At 70.8% G+C, this 19,050-nt stretch carries 17 protein-coding genes; 7 read left to right on the forward strand and 10 right to left on the reverse strand.

The genetic code is table 11. The features are described from left to right. The first annotated feature begins 27 nt into the window (after nucleotides 1-27). On the forward strand, nucleotides 28-1,086 hold the full coding sequence (locus ASG87_RS00780) for a serine hydrolase domain-containing protein (RefSeq protein WP_162258286.1): 1,059 nt from the start codon (nucleotides 28-30) through the stop codon (nucleotides 1,084-1,086). A gap of 33 nt (nucleotides 1,087-1,119) precedes the next feature. Here the strand turns inward: ASG87_RS00780 and ASG87_RS00785 are convergent, their stop codons facing one another. The 3 genes from ASG87_RS00785 to ASG87_RS00795 form a co-directional block, all read right to left on the reverse strand. Beyond that, entirely contained in the window at nucleotides 1,120-1,572 is a 453-nt protein-coding gene (locus tag ASG87_RS00785; protein WP_055999349.1) for a DUF6491 family protein, read from the reverse strand. A gap of 60 nt (nucleotides 1,573-1,632) precedes the next feature. After that, complete coding sequence (locus ASG87_RS00790; protein WP_235499531.1) at nucleotides 1,633-2,367, reverse strand: hypothetical protein; 735 nt, start codon at nucleotides 2,365-2,367, stop codon at nucleotides 1,633-1,635. Nucleotides 2,368-2,636: 269 nt separating this feature from the next. After that, a complete protein-coding gene (locus ASG87_RS00795; protein ID WP_055999355.1) occupies nucleotides 2,637-2,939 on the reverse strand; it encodes a DUF3247 family protein in 303 nt (100 codons plus the stop codon). A 148-nt stretch (nucleotides 2,940-3,087) separates the two neighbouring features. Here ASG87_RS00795 and ASG87_RS00800 point away from each other — a divergent pair, with 148 nt between their 5' ends. Further along, complete coding sequence (locus ASG87_RS00800) at nucleotides 3,088-4,359, forward strand: MFS transporter (protein ID WP_055999358.1); 1,272 nt, start codon at nucleotides 3,088-3,090, stop codon at nucleotides 4,357-4,359. Between the two features lie 127 nt (nucleotides 4,360-4,486). Then, entirely contained in the window at nucleotides 4,487-4,822 is a 336-nt protein-coding gene (locus tag ASG87_RS00805; protein ID WP_055999361.1) for a hypothetical protein, read from the forward strand. A 72-nt stretch (nucleotides 4,823-4,894) separates the two neighbouring features. On the opposite strand, the gene ASG87_RS00810 is transcribed toward ASG87_RS00805, so the two are convergent. The 7 genes from ASG87_RS00810 to rsgA form a co-directional block, all read right to left on the reverse strand. Then, on the reverse strand, nucleotides 4,895-5,395 hold the full coding sequence (locus tag ASG87_RS00810) for an OmpA family protein (RefSeq protein ID WP_157510819.1): 501 nt from the start codon (nucleotides 5,393-5,395) through the stop codon (nucleotides 4,895-4,897). A 170-nt stretch (nucleotides 5,396-5,565) separates the two neighbouring features. Continuing rightward, entirely contained in the window at nucleotides 5,566-6,417 is an 852-nt protein-coding gene (locus ASG87_RS00815) for an OmpA family protein (protein WP_162258287.1), read from the reverse strand. Between the two features lie 204 nt (nucleotides 6,418-6,621). Next, the gene (gene aceE, locus ASG87_RS00820) at nucleotides 6,622-9,342 is read right to left on the reverse strand and encodes a pyruvate dehydrogenase (acetyl-transferring), homodimeric type (protein WP_055999370.1); all 2,721 of its coding nucleotides are present in this window, start codon (nucleotides 9,340-9,342) and stop codon (nucleotides 6,622-6,624) included. Nucleotides 9,343-9,578: 236 nt separating this feature from the next. After that, nucleotides 9,579-11,870, reverse strand: coding sequence for an NADP-dependent malic enzyme (locus tag ASG87_RS00825; RefSeq protein ID WP_055999373.1), 2,292 nt, complete (start codon nucleotides 11,868-11,870; stop codon nucleotides 9,579-9,581). Nucleotides 11,871-11,974: 104 nt separating this feature from the next. Then, complete coding sequence (locus tag ASG87_RS00830; protein ID WP_055999376.1) at nucleotides 11,975-13,249, reverse strand: flavohemoglobin expression-modulating QEGLA motif protein; 1,275 nt, start codon at nucleotides 13,247-13,249, stop codon at nucleotides 11,975-11,977. Continuing rightward, nucleotides 13,246-13,734, reverse strand: a complete 489-nt coding sequence (locus ASG87_RS00835; RefSeq protein ID WP_055999379.1) for a hypothetical protein — start codon at nucleotides 13,732-13,734, stop codon at nucleotides 13,246-13,248. The genes ASG87_RS00830 and ASG87_RS00835 overlap by 4 nt, the downstream gene beginning before the upstream one ends. A 62-nt stretch (nucleotides 13,735-13,796) precedes the next feature. Next, nucleotides 13,797-14,852, reverse strand: coding sequence for a ribosome small subunit-dependent GTPase A (gene rsgA, locus ASG87_RS00840; RefSeq protein ID WP_055999382.1), 1,056 nt, complete (start codon nucleotides 14,850-14,852; stop codon nucleotides 13,797-13,799). A gap of 163 nt (nucleotides 14,853-15,015) precedes the next feature. Between rsgA and ASG87_RS00845 the strand changes: the two genes are divergently transcribed. The 4 genes from ASG87_RS00845 to grxD all read left to right on the forward strand — a co-directional run bounded on the left by ASG87_RS00845 (nucleotide 15,016) and on the right by grxD (nucleotide 19,045). Beyond that, nucleotides 15,016-16,263 carry an aminotransferase class I/II-fold pyridoxal phosphate-dependent enzyme gene (locus ASG87_RS00845; protein WP_055999385.1) on the forward strand — a complete coding sequence of 416 codons (1,248 nt, stop codon included), beginning with the start codon at nucleotides 15,016-15,018 and terminating at the stop codon, nucleotides 16,261-16,263. A gap of 169 nt (nucleotides 16,264-16,432) precedes the next feature. Beyond that, nucleotides 16,433-17,038, forward strand: a complete 606-nt coding sequence (locus ASG87_RS00850) for an SGNH/GDSL hydrolase family protein (RefSeq protein WP_055999388.1) — start codon at nucleotides 16,433-16,435, stop codon at nucleotides 17,036-17,038. Nucleotides 17,039-17,129: 91 nt separating this feature from the next. Further along, a complete protein-coding gene (locus tag ASG87_RS00855) occupies nucleotides 17,130-17,987 on the forward strand; it encodes a UDP-2,3-diacylglucosamine diphosphatase (protein ID WP_055999391.1) in 858 nt (285 codons plus the stop codon). Between the two features lie 134 nt (nucleotides 17,988-18,121). After that, nucleotides 18,122-19,045 carry a Grx4 family monothiol glutaredoxin gene (gene grxD / locus ASG87_RS00860; RefSeq protein WP_055999394.1) on the forward strand — a complete coding sequence of 308 codons (924 nt, stop codon included), beginning with the start codon at nucleotides 18,122-18,124 and terminating at the stop codon, nucleotides 19,043-19,045. Nucleotides 19,046-19,050: the final 5 nt, after the last annotated feature.

Raw genomic sequence — 19,050 nt, forward strand, 5'->3', positions numbered from 1 at the left:
ATCCGCCGCCAACCCGGGCAAACCGCGATGCGCATCCCTCTGCTCGGTCTGCTGCTTGCCGCCTCGGCCGCGTGCAACGCCGCGCGCGCCGGCGAATGTCCCTCCCAGGCCGGGTTGCGCAGCCACGGCGTGCCCGGCGCGGTGATCGTGTCGCTGGCCGGCCAGCGCACCGCCGTGAGCGCCTGCGGCCTCGCGGATACGGCACGGCGGCGGCCGATGTCCGGCCGCACCGTGTTCCAGGCGGCGTCGCTGAGCAAGCCGGTGGTCTCACTGATCGCGCTGAAGCTGGCCGGACAGAAACGGCTGGACCTGGACAAGCCGCTCGCCGGCTACCTGCACGGCCCCTACCGGCACGACCGGCGCCCCCTGGGCGACAGCCCGCAATGGGATAGCGACGCCGATCCGCGCCTGGCGAAGGTGACGGCGCGGATGGTGCTCAGCCATCGCAGCGGCCTGCCCAACTGGGCCTTCGGCGAACCCTTGCGGTTCGTCGCCGATCCGGGGACGCGCTGGAACTATTCCGGCGAGGGCTTCGCCTACCTGGCCGCGGCGCTGGAGGCCATCGCCGGCCAGCCGCTGCAGCCGCTGGCCGACGCGCAGGTCTTCCGGCCGCTGGGCATGCGCGACAGCAGCTTCGTATGGCGCGACGCCTACGCCGGCCGCGTCGCCACCGGCTACGACAAGCGGGGCCACGCCATCGACACCGCGCGCTTCCGCCGCCCGATCGCCGCGGCCTCGCTCTACACCACGCCGGCCGACTACGCGAAGTTCGTGCGGGCGCTGCTGCTGGCCGCGCCGGGGACCGCCCTGGCCCTGGAACGCCAGCGGCAGACCGTGGTGGATGCGAAATACGCGCTGGGCTGGGGACTGGGCGTGGGCATCGAGACGCGGCCCGACGGGGATTGCGCGTTCCACCACGGCATCAACGAGGGCTTCCAGTCGTTCTTCATGGCCTGCCCCGGCAGCGGCCGCGGCGTGCTGTGGTTCACCAACAGCGACCGCGGGCTCGAACTCGCACCGGCCATGCTGGAGGCATACGTGCCCGGCAAGCATCCGCTGCTCGGCTGGCCGGTGCTGCGTCCCTGAGGGCGGTCGGGGACGCCGCAGCCGCGTAGCGCCTCAGGACTGCGAGACAGGACGCGCGGCAGCCTCGATCCGCCGCTGCTCGTGCTGCACCGCCTTCAGCTTCGCCACGTCGACCGGACGGATCTGCCGGATCGTGCAGGGGAAGTCGCGCCGGCCGGTCAGCACCTTGTCGAAGCCCACCGAGACCTCGTGCAGGTTCGAGGTGAGTCCGATGGCCTGGGTGAATTCCAGGTCGGTGCAGCCGCCCACGTCGAGCAGCCACGCCTCGTTGGGCCGGGTATAGACGGCCAGCCGGTCCCTGCCCAGCGGCTCCCACGAGTACAGCGTGAAGAAACGGAAGCTGCGCACCGGCGCGCCGGCCGCCGCCGCATAGGCGGCCTGGCGCTGGCTGTCCTGCTGCGCCCGGGGGACGCCGGAGCAGGCGGCCAGCAGCGCGAGCAGGCCGGCAAGGCCGGCCCCGGAAAGCCACGGACGGTTGTATTTCATGGCGATGCCTCCTCGACGGACATCTGCGGGAACGCGCGAGCCGCCCGCCGGCCTACACGGTCACTTCTTCTTGCCCTTGCCGACCGGCAGCCACTTGGCCGGATCGAAGCCGCCGACCTCGTAGACCAGCTCCTGCTTCTTCTCGCCGTCCTGCAGGGTGACGTTCATGCTGATCTTCTTCGCCTTCTGCAGCATCGCGATGAAGGCCTTGTCGTCGCGGATCATCAGCGCCGGCTCGCCGGTGGTGGGCGCGAAGGCCTTGATCCCCACCGGCTTGCCGTCGACCGTGCTGGCGATGGTGCAGTTGCCCTTGCACACGAAGCCGTGGCCGTTGCCGTAGAGAAAGGCGTTCTGGCCCCACTCGGTGTGCCGGCGCAGCACCAGCCGCACGCGGTCGTTGCCGGACGGCTTGCTGCTGTAGATCGTCGCGGTGGACTGCGTGCCGCCCTGCATCGGCGAGACCTGGTACAGCCACAGCGCGGCGAGGCGGTTCTTCTCGCTGTTTTCCTTCCAGCGCTGCTCGATCGGCGGCAGGCTCTGCTGCACCTCCTTCGCCGCGGCCGTGCCCGGATAGCGGTCCAGGATGTCGTGGCCCATGGTCACCGCCATCTCGTCGTTCTTGATGCGCAGCAGTTGGCGGTAGGTCTCCAGCTTCTGCACGGCCTCGGCCTCCTTGCCCGGCGGCTGGCCCGGCGCCGCCGCAGGCGCGGCGGCCTGGTCGGCCTGGCCGGCCTGCTGCGAGCAGCCGGCGAGCGCGAGGGCGCCGCACAGCAGCACGGCGAAGGAACATGGCATCGGGCGTTTCATCGGCAGGCACCTCGAAAGGACAGGCGGCTAGAGTGGAACGAGCCGGCCGTGACGCGCAACCCGGCGTCAGGCGAGGCGCCGGCCGGCGCCTCGCCGAAACGCTCGCGCAACTGGGCGCGGTAGCGGCGGCTGCATGGGTGCGTGATCCGTCGCGTGCACTGGCGGCGGTCGCTGTTCGGGCTGGATGCGGCGCCCGCCCGCACCTCGCCCGGACCCGTCGCGGCGATGTAGCGGCTGGCCGACGACCTGGCCTGAACTCAGCTCTCGCTGCCCAGGGTGGAGTCGAAGTGCTCGATCCGGGCGACCTGGTCGAGCCAGACGAAGCGGCTCCAGTCCGGCTCGTCCGGCCGCTCCAGGCGGACCACGCCGTTGATGCCCTCGTTCCCGTCGGGGTCGAGGAACAACTGCACGTTCGGCCGCTCGCTGACGAAGCCGTCGCAGACGTCGCCGTTCTCCAGCGTGAGCGCGACGTGGCCGTTGGTGGGCAGGACGCCGACCAGCGCCTCCAGTCGCCGGATGGCGGCCGGATCGGTGACGACGCGTTCGGCATGGCGACCCATGGCGATCTCCCGTGGCGATGCGATGCCCCGAACCTAGCGCGCCGCCGGGCAAGCCGGGGTGAAGCGAACGGCACGCAAGCGCATGGACCGCCATGGCGCGACAAGCGCCGCCGCGACGACCGATAATGCCGGACCCGCAAGGATTCCCATGCCGCCTTCCACTCCTCCCGCCCCTGCCGACTCGCTGCTCGGGCATCGCGCGTTCGTCCAGTTCTGGTTCGCCAGGACCGCGTCCGGCTTCGGCTTCCAGATGCTGTCGGTGGCGGTCGGCTGGCAGATCTACGCGATCACCGGCCGCGCGCTGGACCTGGGCCTGATCGGCCTGGTGCAGTTCGTTCCCTCGGTGCTGCTGGCGCTGCCGGCCGGCCACGTCGCCGACCAGTTCGAGCGGCGGCGCATCGTGCTGCTCGGGCAGGTGATCGAATGGATCGCGATCGCGCTGCTGGCCGCGCTGACCCTGCTCGGCGGCATCCACGAGGCCGGTATCCTGCTGCTGGTGTTCGCGATCGGCGTGGCCAAGGCGTTCGAGTTCCCCGCCCTGCAGTCGATGCTGCCAGCCCTGGTGCCGCCCAGGATCCTGCCGCGCGCGATGGCGGTGAACGCCTCGGCCGGCCAGGCGGCGATGATCATGGGCCCGGCGATCGGCGGCTTCCTGTACGTGGCCGGCCCCGGCGTAGTGTATGCGGTGTGCGGCGCGCTGTACCTGGTCTCGGTGGCGCTGATGGCCCGGCTGCGCTACGAGCAGGCGCCGCCGAAGCGCGAGCCGGCGACGCTGAAGACGCTGTTCGCCGGCGTGCACTTCATCCGCGCGCGCAAGGACGTGCTCGGGGTGATCTCGCTGGACCTGTTCGCCGTGCTGCTGGGCGGAGCCACCGCGCTGCTGCCGATCTTCGCCAAGGACGTCCTGCACACCGGCCCGTGGGGGCTGGGCCTGCTGCGCGCGGCGCCGGCGGTGGGCGCGCTGCTGATGTCGCTTTGGCTGGCGCGGCACAACATGGAGCGCCGGGTGGGCGCGATCATGTTCGCCTCGGTGGCCGGCTTCGGCGTCGCCACGCTGGTGTTCGCCTTCTCCACCGTGCTGTGGCTGTCGCTGGCCGCGCTGTTCGCGCTGGGCGCGTTCGACATGGTCAGCATGGTGATCCGCGGCGCGCTGGTGCAACTGGACACGCCCGACGACATGCGCGGCCGGGTCAGCGCGGTGAACGCGATCTTCATCAACACCTCCAACCAGCTGGGCGAGTTCGAGTCCGGCCTGCTGGCGGCCTGGCTCGGCGCGGTGGGGGCCACCGCGGTCGGCGGGATCGGCACGCTGGTGGTGGTGGGCCTGTGGATGGCGATGTTCCCCACCCTGCGCCGGCGCCAGCGCCTGCATGCGGAACCCGAGCCCATCCAGGAGGCGCCGGCGGCCGACACCCTCTAGCCAGGCCGCCCGCATCCCACCCCCCTGCCGGCAACTGAACCGCGGCCGCGCCGCGGCCCGGCATCCACGTCCCGCTCACGCCCGGCACGCCAAGCTCCTTAGCCCTGCAAGCCCAAGGAGCCTCCCGATGAACAGAAACCGTGACCTCGAGCGCCAGCTCAACGGTGTCAGCGAGCGCGTGCGGGAACGCGTGCGCCACTACGCCGACGAAACCGCCGATGCCGCCGGCGACCTGATCGAGCGCGGCCGCCGCGCCACCAGCCGGTTCGGCCGCAGGGCGCCAAGCTACGGCCGGCAGTTGTCGCGCTTCGCCGAGGACATGAGCGACGAGGCCGCGTACCAGTACCGCCGCGCGCGCCGGCACGTCAGCCGGCACCCGGTGGCCGCCGCCGCGATCGTGGCCGGCACGATCGGCGCCTTCCTGCTGCTGCGCCGCGCGTTCCGCAGCGACGACGACGAGTAGTCGCCCATCCGGCTAAAAACGCCAAGGGCCGGACGGTCGCCCGCCCGGCCCTTGCAGCTTGCCCGGCGGACGTCAGTCGATCGTCGAGATGTTCACCTCCACGCGGCGGTTCGGCGCCAGGCAGGCGATCAGCTTCCTGCCCTTGAGGTCGGGGCAGTCCGCCACCGGGTCGGCGGCGCCGCGGCCTTCCACCTTGATCGCGTCGGCCGGCACGCCGTGCCCGACCAGGTAGTCGCGCACCGCTTCGGCACGCTTGAGCGAGAGCCTTTCGTTGGCCTTGTCGCCGCCGATGCGGTCGGTATAGCCCAGTAGCTGGACCGATTCGATCCGGCTGGCCTGCTTGAGCTTCTCCGCCAGGCCGTCCAGCTCGCTGTTGGCGTCGCCGGTCTTGAGGGTCGCCTTGCCGAAGGCGAACAGCGCATCGGCGGACAGGGTCTGGTGGGCCTGCTCCACGACGGGCGCGGCAGGCGCCGGCGCGGGCGCCGGCTTGCTGGCTTCCCTGTGGCAACCGGCAAGCGCCAGGGCGATGCCGCCCATGGCCGTATAGACGTACAGACGAACGGTTTTCTGCATGGCACTTTCCTTGGACTGACGGGCGGCTTCCACGAGGGCGCCGGGCCGGCCGGAATGCGGCCGGCGGCCGGGCGACGCGCAGCATAGTGGTACGCCGCGGCTCTCGGGATGATGCAGTTCCCGCAAACGCGAACGGCCTGCCCGCCAGGCACGGGTCCGGGTAGGGTGGCTCAACGCCCGGCGTGCGGACGCTGGCTCACCACGTGGTCGAGCACCCACACCACGAACGGCCCCCGGTCGTTCGAGAACACGTAGCGCGAGGCCGGGTCCTTGGACGGGTTCTCCATCTTCACGTCCGAGCTGTAGGCCTTGACCACCAGCTCGTAGTCGTTGCCCTCGACGTAGTCGAAGCCCTGGATGCGTCCCTGCCACAGCTTCCACGGCCCGTCCTCGCTCTCGCGCACGCGGTAGCAGCGGCCCGAGCCGTCGGAATCGCACGGCACCGTGTACGGGCCGACCCATACCGTGCGGGTCACGCTGCGCCGGCCCGCGGGAATCGCCGCGACCGGCGCCGCGCCGCCATCGCGCAGGGCGGCCTCGACGACGACGCGGCGGTTCGGCGCCAGGCAGGCGACCAGCGCCTTGCCCTTCTCGTCCGGGCAGTCGGCCACCGGGTCGGCGGCGCCGCGGCCTTCGGTCCGGATCAGGCCGGCCGGCACGCCATGCGCCACCAGGTAGTCGCGCACCGCTTCGGCGCGCTGCCCGGAGAGCTTCCGGTTGGCCTGCTCGCTGCCGATCCGGTCGGTGTAGCCCACCAGCCGTACCGAGTCGACCTGCGGCGCGGCGCGCAACTGGCCGGCCAGCGCATCCAGCTCGGCATTGTCCGCGGATTTGAGCTGCGCCTTGCCGAACGCGAACAGCGCGTCGGCCGACAGGCTCTGCTTCTGCATGGGGGCGGCGCGAGCCGCGGCCGGTTCCGGCGCCGGCCGCGGCTCGGGCTGGACGGCCGCCTTGTGGCAGCCGGCCAATGCCAGGGCGACGGCCCCACCGAAAAGACAGACGTACGGACGGACGGTTTGCATGGCCCTCTCCTTGTGTCTCGACGGCTGGCGCCTCCCTGCCCGTGGCAGGCATCGCGCCGCCGTCGCCGCCATCGCCGGATCCCCCGTCCCGCGCAGGATAGTGACTGGACGCCGCGCCGGGTATAGCGCAGGTGAAGAAGCCGTGTCCCAAGAAAAAACCCCGCCGGGGCGGGGTTTTCTCGTGGCGCCCTGACGGCGGCGGACTTACCGGGTCATCGGGTTGGGCCGTTCCGGGTCGAGCTTGTACTCCTTGATCGCCCGGCTGACGTCCTTGGCGTTGACCTTGCCTTCCTTCGCCAGCGCGGCCAGCGCCGCGTGCGCGATCCAGTAACGGTCCACCTCGAAGAAATCGCGCAGATGGGCGCGAGTGTCCGAACGGCCGAAGCCGTCGGTGCCCAGCACGGTGTAGTGCATGCCGTCGGGCAGGAAGGCGCGGATCTGGTCGGCGTACTCGCGCACGTAGTCGGTGGCGGCGACCGCCGGGCCGGCGCGGCCCTGCAGCAGGCCGGTGACGTACGGCACCCGCTGCTCGGCTTCCGGATGCAGGCGGTTCCAGCGCTCGGCGTCGAAGCCGTCGCGGCGCAGCTCGACGAAGCTGGGGCAGGACCAGATGTCGGACTTCACGCCGAAGTCCTTCTCCAGCAGCTCGGCCGCCGCGATCACCTCGCGCAGGATCGTGCCCGAGCCAAGCAACTGCACGCACGGCGCCGTTGCCTTGCTCTTGCCTTTAGCCGAATCCCGAATCCCCAATCCCGAATCCCGGAACAGGTACATCCCCTTGATGATGCCTTCCTCGCTGCCCTTGGGCAGGTCCGGATGGCTGTAGTTCTCGTTCATCACGGTGATGTAGTAGTACACGTCCTCCTGCTCCTGCATCATCCGGCGGGTGCCGTCCTGCAGGATCACCGCCACCTCGTAGGAGAAGGTCGGGTCGTACGACTTCACGTTCGGGATCGCACCGGCCATCAGGTGCGAATGGCCGTCCTCGTGCTGCAGGCCCTCGCCGTTGAGCGTGGTGCGGCCGGAGGTGCCGCCGATCAGGAAGCCGCGCGCGCGCATGTCGCCGGCGGCCCAGCACAGGTCGCCGATGCGCTGGAAGCCGAACATCGAGTAGTAGATGAAGAACGGCAGCATCGCCTGGTTGCTGATGCTGTAGCTGGTCGCCGCGGCCATCCACGAGGCCATGCCGCCGGCCTCGCTGATGCCCTGCTGCAGCACCTGGCCCTTCTGGTCCTCGCGGTAGTACAGCAACTGGTCGGCGTCCTGCGGGCGGTACTTCTGGCCGAACGGCGCGTAGATGCCGATCTGGCGGAACATGCCTTCCATGCCGAAGGTGCGCGCCTCGTCGGCGACGATCGGCACCACGCGGTCGCCGATCTGCTTGTCGCGCAGCAGCAGGTTCATGCCGCGCACCAGCGCCATGGTGGTGCTGATCTCGCGGTCGCCGGTGCCCTTGGTGATCTGCTCGAACGCGGCCAGTTCCGGCGCCTTCAGCGTCGCCTCGGCCTTGCGCCGGCGCTGCGGCAGCGCGCCGCCGAGCGCCTTGCGGCGCTCGAGCATGTACTGCACTTCCGGCGAGTCCTTGCCCGGGTGGTAGTACGGCACGTCCTTCAGGCGGTCGTCGCCGATCGGGATCTGGAAGCGGTCGCGGAAGTGGCGCACCGCTTCCTCGTCCAGCTTCTTCTGCTGGTGGGTCGGGTTCTGCGACTCGCCGGCCGCGCCCATGCCGTAGCCCTTCACCGTCTTGGCCAGGATCACCGTGGGCATGCCCTTGGTGTTCACCGCCGCGTTGTAGGCCGCATAGACCTTGTGCGGGTCGTGGCCGCCGCGGTTCAGGCGCCAGATGTCGTCGTCGCTGAGGTTGGCGACCATCTCGCGCGTCTGCGGGTACTTGCCGAAGAAATGCTCGCGCGTGTACGCGCCGCCGAACGCCTTGCAGGCCTGGTACTCGCCGTCGACGGTTTCCATCATCAGCTTGCGCAGCACGCCGTCCTTGTCGCGCGCCAGGAGCGGATCCCAGTAGCTGCCCCAGACCACCTTGATCGCGTTCCAGCCGGCGCCGCGGAACACGCCTTCCAGTTCCTGGATGATCTTGCCGTTGCCGCGCACCGGGCCGTCCAGGCGCTGCAGGTTGCAGTTGATGACGAAGATCAGGTTGTCCAGGCCCTCGCGGCCGGCCAGCGAGATCGCGCCCAGCGACTCCGGCTCGTCCGTCTCGCCGTCGCCCATGAAGCACCAGACCTTGCGGTCGCTCTTGGGCACCAGCCCGCGGTGCTCCAGGTACTTCCAGAACTGCGCCTGGTAGATCGCCTGGATCGGACCCAGGCCCATCGACACGGTAGGCACCTGCCAGTAGTCCGGCATCAGCCACGGGTGCGGGTAGGAGGACAGGCCGCGGCCCTTGCCGGCCACCTCCATGCGGAACAGGTCCAGTTGCTCCTCGCTGATGCGTCCTTCCAGGAAGGAGCGAGCGTAGATGCCCGGGCTGGAATGGCCCTGGTGGAACACCAGGTCGCCCGGATGCTCGGCGCTGGGCGCGCGCCAGAAATGGTTGAAGCCGACGTCGTACAGCGTCGCGCTGGAGGCGAAGCTGGCGATGTGGCCGCCCAGCTCGCCAGGCTTGCGGTTGGCGCGCACCACCATCGCCATCGCGTTCCAGCGGATCAGCGTGCGGATGCGCCACTCCATCGCCGCGTCGCCCGGGCTCTTCGCCTCCAGGTTCGGCGGGATGGTGTTGACGTATTCGGTGGTCGGGTTGAACGGCAGGTGGCCGCCGGCGCGCCGGGTCGAGTCGACCATCCGCTCCAGCAGGTAGTGCGCGCGCTCGGTGCCGTCGTGGTTGATGACGGCGTCGAGCGACTCGACCCACTCCTGGGTTTCGGTAGGGTCGATGTCCTGGTGGAGGATGTCGTCGAGCTGATCCATGAAGATTCTCCGCAGCGCCGGGCGCCGGCTTGAAGTGGATACGCGTCGCCGGGGAATGCGACGGGACCGGGTTCGTCGGCCGGCCGGACCGGGCTCCCGGGCGGCGGCCCGGCATGGAGCGGGGCGGCTGGCCCGGGCGACGAGCTTATTCGCCCGATTCTAGCCGCCACGCGCCGCCGCCGCCATTGGACGGCCCCGTGCGCCGGCGCATGGAGCCCCGGAGGACCGGCGGCGCGTCAGCCGCGCCGCTCGCCCTGGGCCGCGCGGATCTGCGCATCGACCGCGGCGATCGCGGTCATGTTGACCACGCGGCGCACGGTCGAAGCCGGGGTGAGGATGTGCGCCGACTTGTCCACGCCCATCAGGATCGGGCCGATCGCCACGCCGTCGGTCATCACCCGCACCATGTTGTAGACGATGTTGGCCGCGTCCAGGTTCGGCAGCACGAACAGGTTGGCGCGGCCGCCGAGCGTGGTGTTGGGGAAGATCCGCTGGCGCAGCCCCTCGCTCCACGCGGTGTCGGCCTGCATCTCGCCGTCGATCTCCAGCTTCGGCGCGCGCGCGCGGATCAACTGGTAGGCCTTGCGCATCTTCGCCGCGCTGGCGTTGTCGTGGCTGCCGAAGTTGGAATGCGACAGCAGCGCCACCTTCGGCTCGATGCCGAACAGCTTCAGGCGGTAGCTGGCCTGCAGCGTGGCCTCGGCGATCTGCTCGGCCGTGGGGTCGACCTGCACGTGGGTGTCGACGAAGAACCACGCGCCCTGGTCGTTGATCACGCCGGTCATCGCCGAGGTGCACTGCACGCCGGGGTCGAGGTCGAACACGCTGCGCAGGTAGCCGAGCTTCTTGTGGTAGCGCCCGACCAGGCCGCAGATCATCGCGTCCGCCTCGCCGCGCTCGACCATCAGCGCGGAGATCAGGGTGGGCCGCGAGCGCAGCAGGTTCTTCGCCGCCGCCGGGGTGACGCCGCGGCGCTCGGTCAGCGCGTGGTACTGCTGCCAGTACTCGTTGAAGCGCGGGTCGTCGTTGATGTTGGTCAGCTCGAAATCGACGCCCTCGCGCATGCGCAGGCCGAGGCGCTGGATGCGCGACTCGATCACGTCCGGCCGGCCGATCAGGATCGGGAAGGCGAGCTTCTCGTCGATCACCGTCTGCACCGCGCGCAGCACGGTCTCCTCCTCGCCCTCGGCGTAGACCACGCGCTTCCTGTCGGCGCGCGCGCGCTCGTACACCGGCTTCATCAGCAGGCTGGTGCGGTAGATGAACTGGCCGAGCTTCTCGCGGTAGGCGTCCATGTCCTCGATGGGGCGGACGGCCACGCCCGAGTCCATCGCCGCCTGCGCCACCGCCGGCGCCAGCATCACCAGCAGGCGCGGATCGAACGGGCGCGGGATCAGGTACTCGGCGCCGAACGAGGGCACCTCGCCGCCATAGGCGCCGGCCAGGTCCGAGGCCTCCATGCGGGCCAGCTCGGCGATCGCCCGCACGCAGGCCAGCTTCATCGCCTCGTTGATGCCGGTGGCGCCCACGTCCAGCGCGCCGCGGAAGATGTACGGGAAGCACAGCGCGTTGTTGACCTGGTTCGGGTAGTCCGAGCGGCCGGTGGCGACGATGCAGTCAGGCCGCACGCGCTTGGCGTCTTCCGGCAGGATTTCCGGGTTCGGGTTGGCCAGCGCCAGGATGACCGGTCTGTCGGCCATCGTCGCGACCATCTCCGGCTTGAGGATGCCGCCGGCCGAGAGGCCCAGGAACACGTCTGCGCCGGCCACGATCTCGGCCAGGGTGCGCTTGTCGGTGTCGCGCGCGTAGCGCGCCTTGTCCGGGTCGAGGTTGGGCCGCCCCTGGTAGATCACGCCCTCGCGGTCGAACGCGACGATGTTCTGCGGCTTCACCCCCAGCGCCACCAGCATGTCCAGGCAGGCGATGCCGGCCGCGCCGGCGCCGGTGGTGGCGACCTTCACGTCCTCGATGTCCTTGCCGACCACTTCGAGCGCGTTGAGCACGGCGGCGCCCACGATGATCGCGGTGCCGTGCTGGTCGTCGTGGAACACCGGGATCTTCATCCGCTCGCGCAGCTTGCGCTCGACGATGAAGCACTCCGGCGCCTTGATGTCCTCCAGGTTGATGCCGCCGAAGGTCGGCTCCATCGCGGCGATGATCTCGACCAGCTTGTCCGGGTCGCGCTCGGCCAGCTCGATGTCGAACACGTCGATGCCGGCGAACTTCTGGAACAGCACGCCCTTGCCTTCCATCACCGGCTTGCCGGCCAGCGGGCCGATGTCGCCCAGGCCGAGCACCGCGGTGCCGTTGGTGATCACCGCCACCAGGTTGGCTCGCGCGGTCATCTCGCTGGCGGCGTTGGGATCCTCGACGATCGCCTCGCAGGCGTAGGCCACGCCGGGCGAGTAGGCCAGGGCGAGATCGCGCTGGGTCACCATCGCCTTGGTCGCGGAGACCTTGATCTTGCCCGGGCGGGGATGGCGGTGGTACTCGAGCGCGGCGAGGCGCAGATCTTCGGAGTGGGCCATGGGATCGCTTGAAAGTGGTTGGGAACGGGCCGGAAAGGCGAAGCGGCATGTTAGCACCGGGCCCCGCGCCACCGAACCGCCGACGGCACGGCTGCGACAGTCTGCTACAGGCTCAGCGACAGCTCGTCGGCCTGCACCTTGCCCATGTGGATGCGGTTGACGAACAGCGAGAACGCCAGCTTGCCGGCCAGCCCGTGCACGTGCTGCATCCACGGCGGCAGCCAGCGCGGCGGCTGGATCGCGCCGGAGGCGAAATGCGGCTCCAGGCTGATCACGTCGTGCAGGGCCAGCTTGCCGGCGAACAGGTGGCGCAGCAGGTCCATCCGCCGCTGCTTCAGCGCCCAGCGGAAGAAGGTGTGCACCGCGAGCAGGCCGGACAGGTAGACGTTGTCCTTGGCGAACGCCGCGCCGCCGGTCAGCGGCACCCCGCGGAACACCCGCTGCGCCGAGTGGAAGCTGTCCGCCCCGGTCTGCCCGCGGTCGCGGAAGAACCGGTACACCTCGACGAAGTCGGCGCCACCGAGCGCCATGTCGATCGCCAGGATGCGCAGGCTGATGCGCTTGAGCCGGGCGATGTCGATCGCGCCGGACATCAGCTCGGCGAACACCGCCAGCCCCTCCTGGGTGGCGGTGACCCGCGGCGAGGTGCGCGCCAGCGAGGCCAGCAGCGGCTGCGCGCGGCCGTTCAGCGCGGTCAGCGAGTGCACGAAGGCCTCGTGCGCGAGCAACTGGTGGCGATCGTATTCGCTGAACGAGGTGCCGCCGCGCAGGCGGATGCGGGTGGCGCCGGCGGCGGCCTTGGCGGTCAGCTCGGGGTCCACTTCCACGCTGATCACGCCGGTGCCGAAGAAGGCGTCCAGCGTCTTGCCCAGGTCGGTGCGCAGGGTCTCGGCGGAGATGTCCACGCTGACGTCGTCGGCGAGCAGGTCGGCGCCCAGCTCGTCGGACAGCTCGACGAAGTAGCGCGCCGCGTCGAGGTTGCTGCGGCTGCTGCCGGGGATCGGGTCGCCCGGCCGGCCGTACAGCACGATCGACGGCGCGGTGACGCCGGCCGTGCCGACCGCCTCCAGCATCTCCGCGGCGATCCGCCACGATTCGGCGGTGCGGCACAGGTACTCGCCCAGCGGGTCGTCGTGCCCGGCCTCGCGCTCGATCGCCGCCAGCTCGGCGCGGGTGGCGGACAGGTCCGGCCGCACGTAGCCCACCTCCGGCAGGGTGAACCGACCCTGGGCATAGGCCGCGATCATGCGGTCCTCCAGCGAGGCCGGCCACGCCACCGTGGGCAGGATGTTGATGCCGCGCGCCGCCGCCAGCAGGCGCTGGTCGAGCGCGGCGTAGCGTTGCAGTCCGGGCGCCACGGCAGCCGGAGGCGCGCTCATCGGTCGACTCCGCGTAAGGCTTCTACCCGCTTGGTTAACGCGGTCGCCACCGGGTCGGGCCGGAACGCGGCGAATAAATGAAACGAGGCAACCGGCATGAAGGTGAAATTGCTACCGAAGCGCGATGGCCTGCGCAGCATCACCGTAACCCGCCTCGGACTGGTCGAGCTAGTGGCCGTGACGTTCACCACGTCCAGCAAAGGGATACGGCACTGCGCGCTGCGATTCCTCACCATCAGCCAGTCACCCTCCAGCCAGACCTCGTCCATCAGGTCGAAGATCAAGTAGCGGAATAGCACATAGCCAAAACCGGCCATCAGCAGCGGAATCAGCACGGCCATACCATCAGGCCGCTCTCCGCCGAACTTGTCCGGTTGTACCCAGTTCCATATCAAAAAAACCAGGAACAACGAAAGGAAGCCAAACCACAGCATCGGAGAGGTTCGTTTGTAGAACCTTGTCAACGACGACGACAACCTCTGCATGCCTGTGCTCCCCACCGATGGCCAATCTCGGCGTATCTGAAACCGGATGTCCTTGCCGCTTATCAATCCCGCTCGCGCTGGCCGCGGTGGCCGTGCGGCCGCTCGCTCGGGCGGCCGCCGCGCTGGCGGCGCAGGCGCGCCTCCAGGGTGGCGGCCTGGTCCTCGCGCTCGTCGCGCAGCTTCAGGTAGTTGCGCCAGCGCTCGGCGGCCAGTTCGCCGCTGTCCAGCGCCTCCTGCACCGCGCAGCCCGGCTCGCTGCCGTGGCCGCAGTCGGCGAAGCGGCACCGCTCGGCCAGCGCCTCGATGTCGGCGAACAGGTCGAGGTTCTCCTCGCCGGTGAGCTTCAGCTCGCGCATGCCGGGGGTGTCGATCAGGCAGCCGCCGCTGGGCAGTTGCAGCAGGGCGCGGTGGGTGGTGGTGTGGCGGCCGCGGCTGTCGCTGCCGCGCACCTCGCCGGTAGCCATGCGCTCGGTGCCGAGCAGGGTGTTGGTGAGGGTGGACTTGCCCGCGCCGGAGGAGCCGACCAGCACCGCGCTGTCGCCCGGCTGCAGGTAGGGCGCCAGCAGGGCCGCGCTGGCCGGGTCCTTGCCGTTGATCGCATGGATCGGCGTGCTCGCCGGCAGCCGCCCGCGCAGGGCCGCCAGCACGGCGCCGGCATCGTCGCGGGTGTCGAGCTTGCTCAGCAGCACCACCGGCTGCGCGCCGGAATCCTCGATCAGGCTGAGGTAGCGCTCGATCCGCGCCGGGTTGAAGTCGCCGTCCAGCCCGGTCAGCACCAGCACGTAGTCGATGTTGGTGGCGATCAACTGGCGCTCGTAGCGCTCGCCGGCGGCCGCGCGCGACAGCACGCTGCGCCGTGGCAACACCTGGACGATGTGCGGCGGCTTGCCTTCCTCCAGTTCGACGAAATCGCCCACCGCCGGCCGCGCGGCCGGGTCCAGCCCGCGCTTGAGGAAGCGCCCGTCCGGCTGCGCGCCGAACAGTTGTTCGCCGTCGTGCAGCTCGTAGCCGGCGCGGTGCTGCGCCACCACCCGGGCCAGCCGGCGCCCGCCGGCCGGCAGCGCGTCGCCGCGCCAGCCGATGCGGCGCAGGCGTTCGATCGTTTCGGCATCGCTCATGGATGGCTTCGGTGGCGTGGCTCGGCCGATTATGCCCTGCCCGCGGCCCTGCCCGTAAAGGCCCGCCGCCGGCCATGCCACGGGCGCCGCCGCGCTGCTAGCATGCGGCGCTACCGGTGGCCGGCTGCGGCCCGGCCGGCTTTTCCATTCCGAGGAACCAGCGTTGGCTTCGATCAGACCCAGTGCGCACCTGGCGGACGTGCGTTACGAGATCCGCGGTGCGTTGACCCGCCGCGCGCGCGAGCTGGAGGCCGCCGGCCTCGACATCATCAAGCTCAACATCGGCAATCCCGGCCGCTACGGCTTCGAGACCCCGGCGCACCTGCGCGAGGCGGTCGCCGCCAACCTGCACGACAGCGAGGCCTACGGCCACGAACAGGGCATGGAGGCGGCGCGCGAGGCGATCGCCGCGCAGCAGCGCGCCCGCGGCGCGCGCCACGTGGAGGTCGAGCGCATCTTCGTCGGCAACGGCGTCAGCGAGCTGATCGACCTGAGCCTGCGCGCGCTGCTGCAGCCGGGCGACGAGGTGCTGCTGCCCAGCCCCGACTACCCGCTGTGGAGCGCCGCCACCATCCTCAACGACGGCGTGCCGCGCTATTACCGCTGCCTCGCCGAGCACGGCCACCTGCCCGACCCGGACGAGATCGAGGCGCTGGTCACCCCGCGCACCCGCGCCCTGGTGCTGATCAACCCGAACAACCCGACCGGCGCGGTGTACCCGCGCGCGCTGCTGGAACGGCTGGCCGCGATCGCCGCGCGCCACCGCCTGCTGCTGCTCAGCGACGAGATCTACGACGAGATCCTCTACGACGGCACGCCGTTCCAGCCGCTGGCCGAGGTGGCCGGCGAGCTGCCGTGCATCAGCTTCGGCGGCCTGTCCAAGGTGCATCGCGCCTGCGGCTACCGGGTCGGCTGGATGAGCCTGTCCGGCGATCCGGCGCGCAGCGCGGAGTACCGCGACGCCCTGCAACTGCTGGCCGCGCTGCGGCTGTGCGCGAACGTGACCGCGCAGTGGGCGGTGCAGCCGGCCTTGCAGGGCGCGCCCACGATCGGCGCGCTGATCGCGCCCGGCGGCCGCCTGCACGAGGCGCGCCGCGCCGTCGCCGAGGGCGTCGCCGCCAGCGCCTACCTGGACCTGGTGGTGCCCGGCGGCGCGCTGTACGCGTTCCCTTCCGTGCGCGCCGACCGGCTCGCCGGCTTCGACGACAACGCCTTCGCCCTGCGACTGCTCGAGGAGGAATCGGTGCTGGTGGTGCCGGGCTCCAGCTTCAACGTGCCCGCCAGCCGCCATTTCCGGCTGACCCTGCTGCCGCCGCCGGCCCAGCTCGCCGAGGTATTCGTGCGGATCGAGCGCACGCTCGCGCGGATGGCCGCCGGGCAGCAGGCACGCCCCGTCGCCGCCCACGCCTGAGGAAGCTCTGATTTTGTCCGTCATCCCAGCCCAGGCTGGGATCCAGTGCCTCCAGACCATTGAATGGACGACCAGCCCTTCGGCTGTTGAAAAGCGCCTCCTGCTTGCGCAGGAGTGACGAACAAAGATCCAGTTATTCAGACCATCCCTGAGAGCCCCGGAGCCGCCGATGCCTGCGCCGCTGTCCTACCTCGCCCTCGGCGATTCCTACACGATCGGCGAGGCGGTGCCGGCCGAGGCGCGCTGGCCGGCCGTGCTGGCGCGGCGGCTGCGCGAGGGCGGCGTGGCGCTCGGCGACCCGCGGATCGTCGCCGTCACCGGCTGGAGCACCGAGGAACTGGCCGCCGGAATGGACGCGGCCGGCCTCGCGCCGCCGTACGATCTGGTCAGCCTGCTGATCGGCGTCAACGACCAGTACCGCCAGCGCCCCGCCGAGGGCTACCGCGAACCGTTCCGGCAACTGCTGCAACGCGCGGTCGCGCTGGCCGGCGGCCGCCCGGCGCGGGTCGTGGCGGTCTCGATCCCGGACTGGGGCGCGACCCGCTTCGGCCTCGGCGACGCGCGCGGCGCGGCGCGGATCGCGCGCGAGCTGGACGAATACAACGCCATCGCCCGCGACGAGACACGGCAGGCGGGCGCGCACTGGGTCGACATCACCCCGCTCTCGCGCCGGCATCCGGACCTCGTCGCCGACGACGGCCTGCACCCGTCGGCGCAGCAGTACGAGCTGTGGACCGGGCTGATCCTCCCGGCCGCACGCGACGCGCTGGGCTGAGCGCCGCGCGCAACCGCGCTGCAACGATTCCGCCATCCGGCGGAGACCTGCGCCCCCCATGCTGTGCTCCCGGCCACCCCGGAGACACGTCATGGCGACCTTCCACTGCCGCAGCGCCTTCATCTCCGACGTGCACCTGGGCACGCCCGACTGCAAGGCCGCCTACCTGCTCGACTTCCTGCGCAGGCTGCGCTGCGAGAAGCTCTACCTGGTCGGCGACATCATCGACATGGAGGCGCTGGCGAAGCGCCGCTGGTGGCATGCCGACCACGGCGCGGTGATCGCCGAGCTGCTCGACCTGGCACGGCGCGGCGTCGAGGTAACCTACATCCCCGGCAACCACGACGCACCGATGCGCGGCCTGGCCGGGCAGCGCATCGGCGGCATCCGGATCGAGCTGGACGCGGAGCACCAGGGCATCGACGGCCGCCGCTACCGGGTCAGCCACGGCGACGAGTTCGACCCGGAGCACGTCGGCCGCGGCTGGATGCTGCACCTGGGCGAGGCGATGCACCGCTTCATCTGCTGGGGCAACCGCCGCGTGCACGCCGTGCGGCGGCGGCTGGAGCTGCCCTACCTGCCGCTGTCGATCATCGTGAAGTCGCATGTCCGCAAGGCGCTGGCCTACATCCGCGCCTACGAGGAGCGGGTGGCGCGCGACGCCCGCGAACGCGGCCTGGACGGCCACATCTGCGGCCACATCCACTACGGCCACGTGCGCGACCTGGACGGCGTGCTCTACCTCAACGACGGCGACTGGGTCGAGCACTGCACCGCCCTGGTCGAAGACCACACCGGCGCGATGGAGCTGATCCACTGGAGCGAGCAGCCCGCCGCGCTCGGCCGCGCCAGCCGCGAGCTGGTGCTGCCCTCGCCCGCCGCCGCGCTGGCGCTGGCGCCCCTGGGCGCGCGCCGGCGCAGCCTCGCCGGGCTGCGCACGGCCGCGTGAGCGCCGCACCGAGAAACCCCGGTACGCGGGTCGCGGGACGATACCGGGCCGGCTCCCGGGGCGCCGCCGTCGCTTGAACCGCTCCCGCGCCGGCGCCATATGGGATGATTGCCCTCTTTGCCGGAGCCTTCCCCATGTCGCTCGACCCCGCCACCCGCGAACGTATCGAAACCCTGCTCAAGGACCACCGCGTGGTGCTGTTCATGAAGGGCAACCGCCAGCAGCCGATGTGCGGCTTCTCCGCCGCCGCCGTCAACACGCTGAACGAGCTGCTGCCGGACTACCAAACGGTCAACGTGCTGGACGACCCGGAGATCCGCGAGGGCATCAAGCTGTACGGCGAGTGGCCCACGATCCCGCAGTTGTACGTGGAAGGCGAACTGGTCGGCGGCTCGGACATCATCCGCCAGATGTACACCAGCGGCGAGCTGCACCAGTTGTTCGGCGCCGCCGCGCCGGACCGCACGCCGCCCGCGATCACCATCACCGACAAGGCTGCCGAGGCGATCCGCCAGGGCACCGCCAATGCGCAGGGCCTGGCCCTGCACCTGGAGATCGGCCCGGACCACAGCGCCGGCTTCCAGCTCGCCCCGGCCGGCGAGCACGACATCGTGGCCAGCTCGAACGGCCTGGACGTGCACTTCGACCCGGCCAGCGCGCAGCGCGCGAAGGGCATCGTGATCGACTGGGTCTCCACCGTGCAGGGCGAGGGCCTCAGCCTGAAGTTCCCCGGCGCGCAGGAGATCGGCTCGCTGACCGTGCAGCAGTTGCAGCAGCGCCTGGCCGCCGGCGACATCACCCTGGTCGACGTGCGCCCGGCCCACGGCCGCGCCCAGGCGGCTCCCCTCGCGCAGGCGCGCATCCTGGAGGAAGAAGGCTACGACGCCCTCGCCTCCCTGCCCAAGGACACCGCGCTGGCCTTCATCTGCCACCACGGCATGTCCAGCCGCGGCGTCGCCGAACGCTTCGCCGCCCACGGCTTCAGCAACGTCCACAACGTGGAAGGCGGCATGGACGCCTGGGCCGCCGAGATCGACCCGAGCGTGCCGCGCTACTGACCGCG

It is taken from the genome of Frateuria sp. Soil773 (assembly GCF_001428405.1).
In the GTDB taxonomy this organism is placed as follows: Bacteria; Pseudomonadota; Gammaproteobacteria; order Xanthomonadales; family Rhodanobacteraceae; genus LMSL01.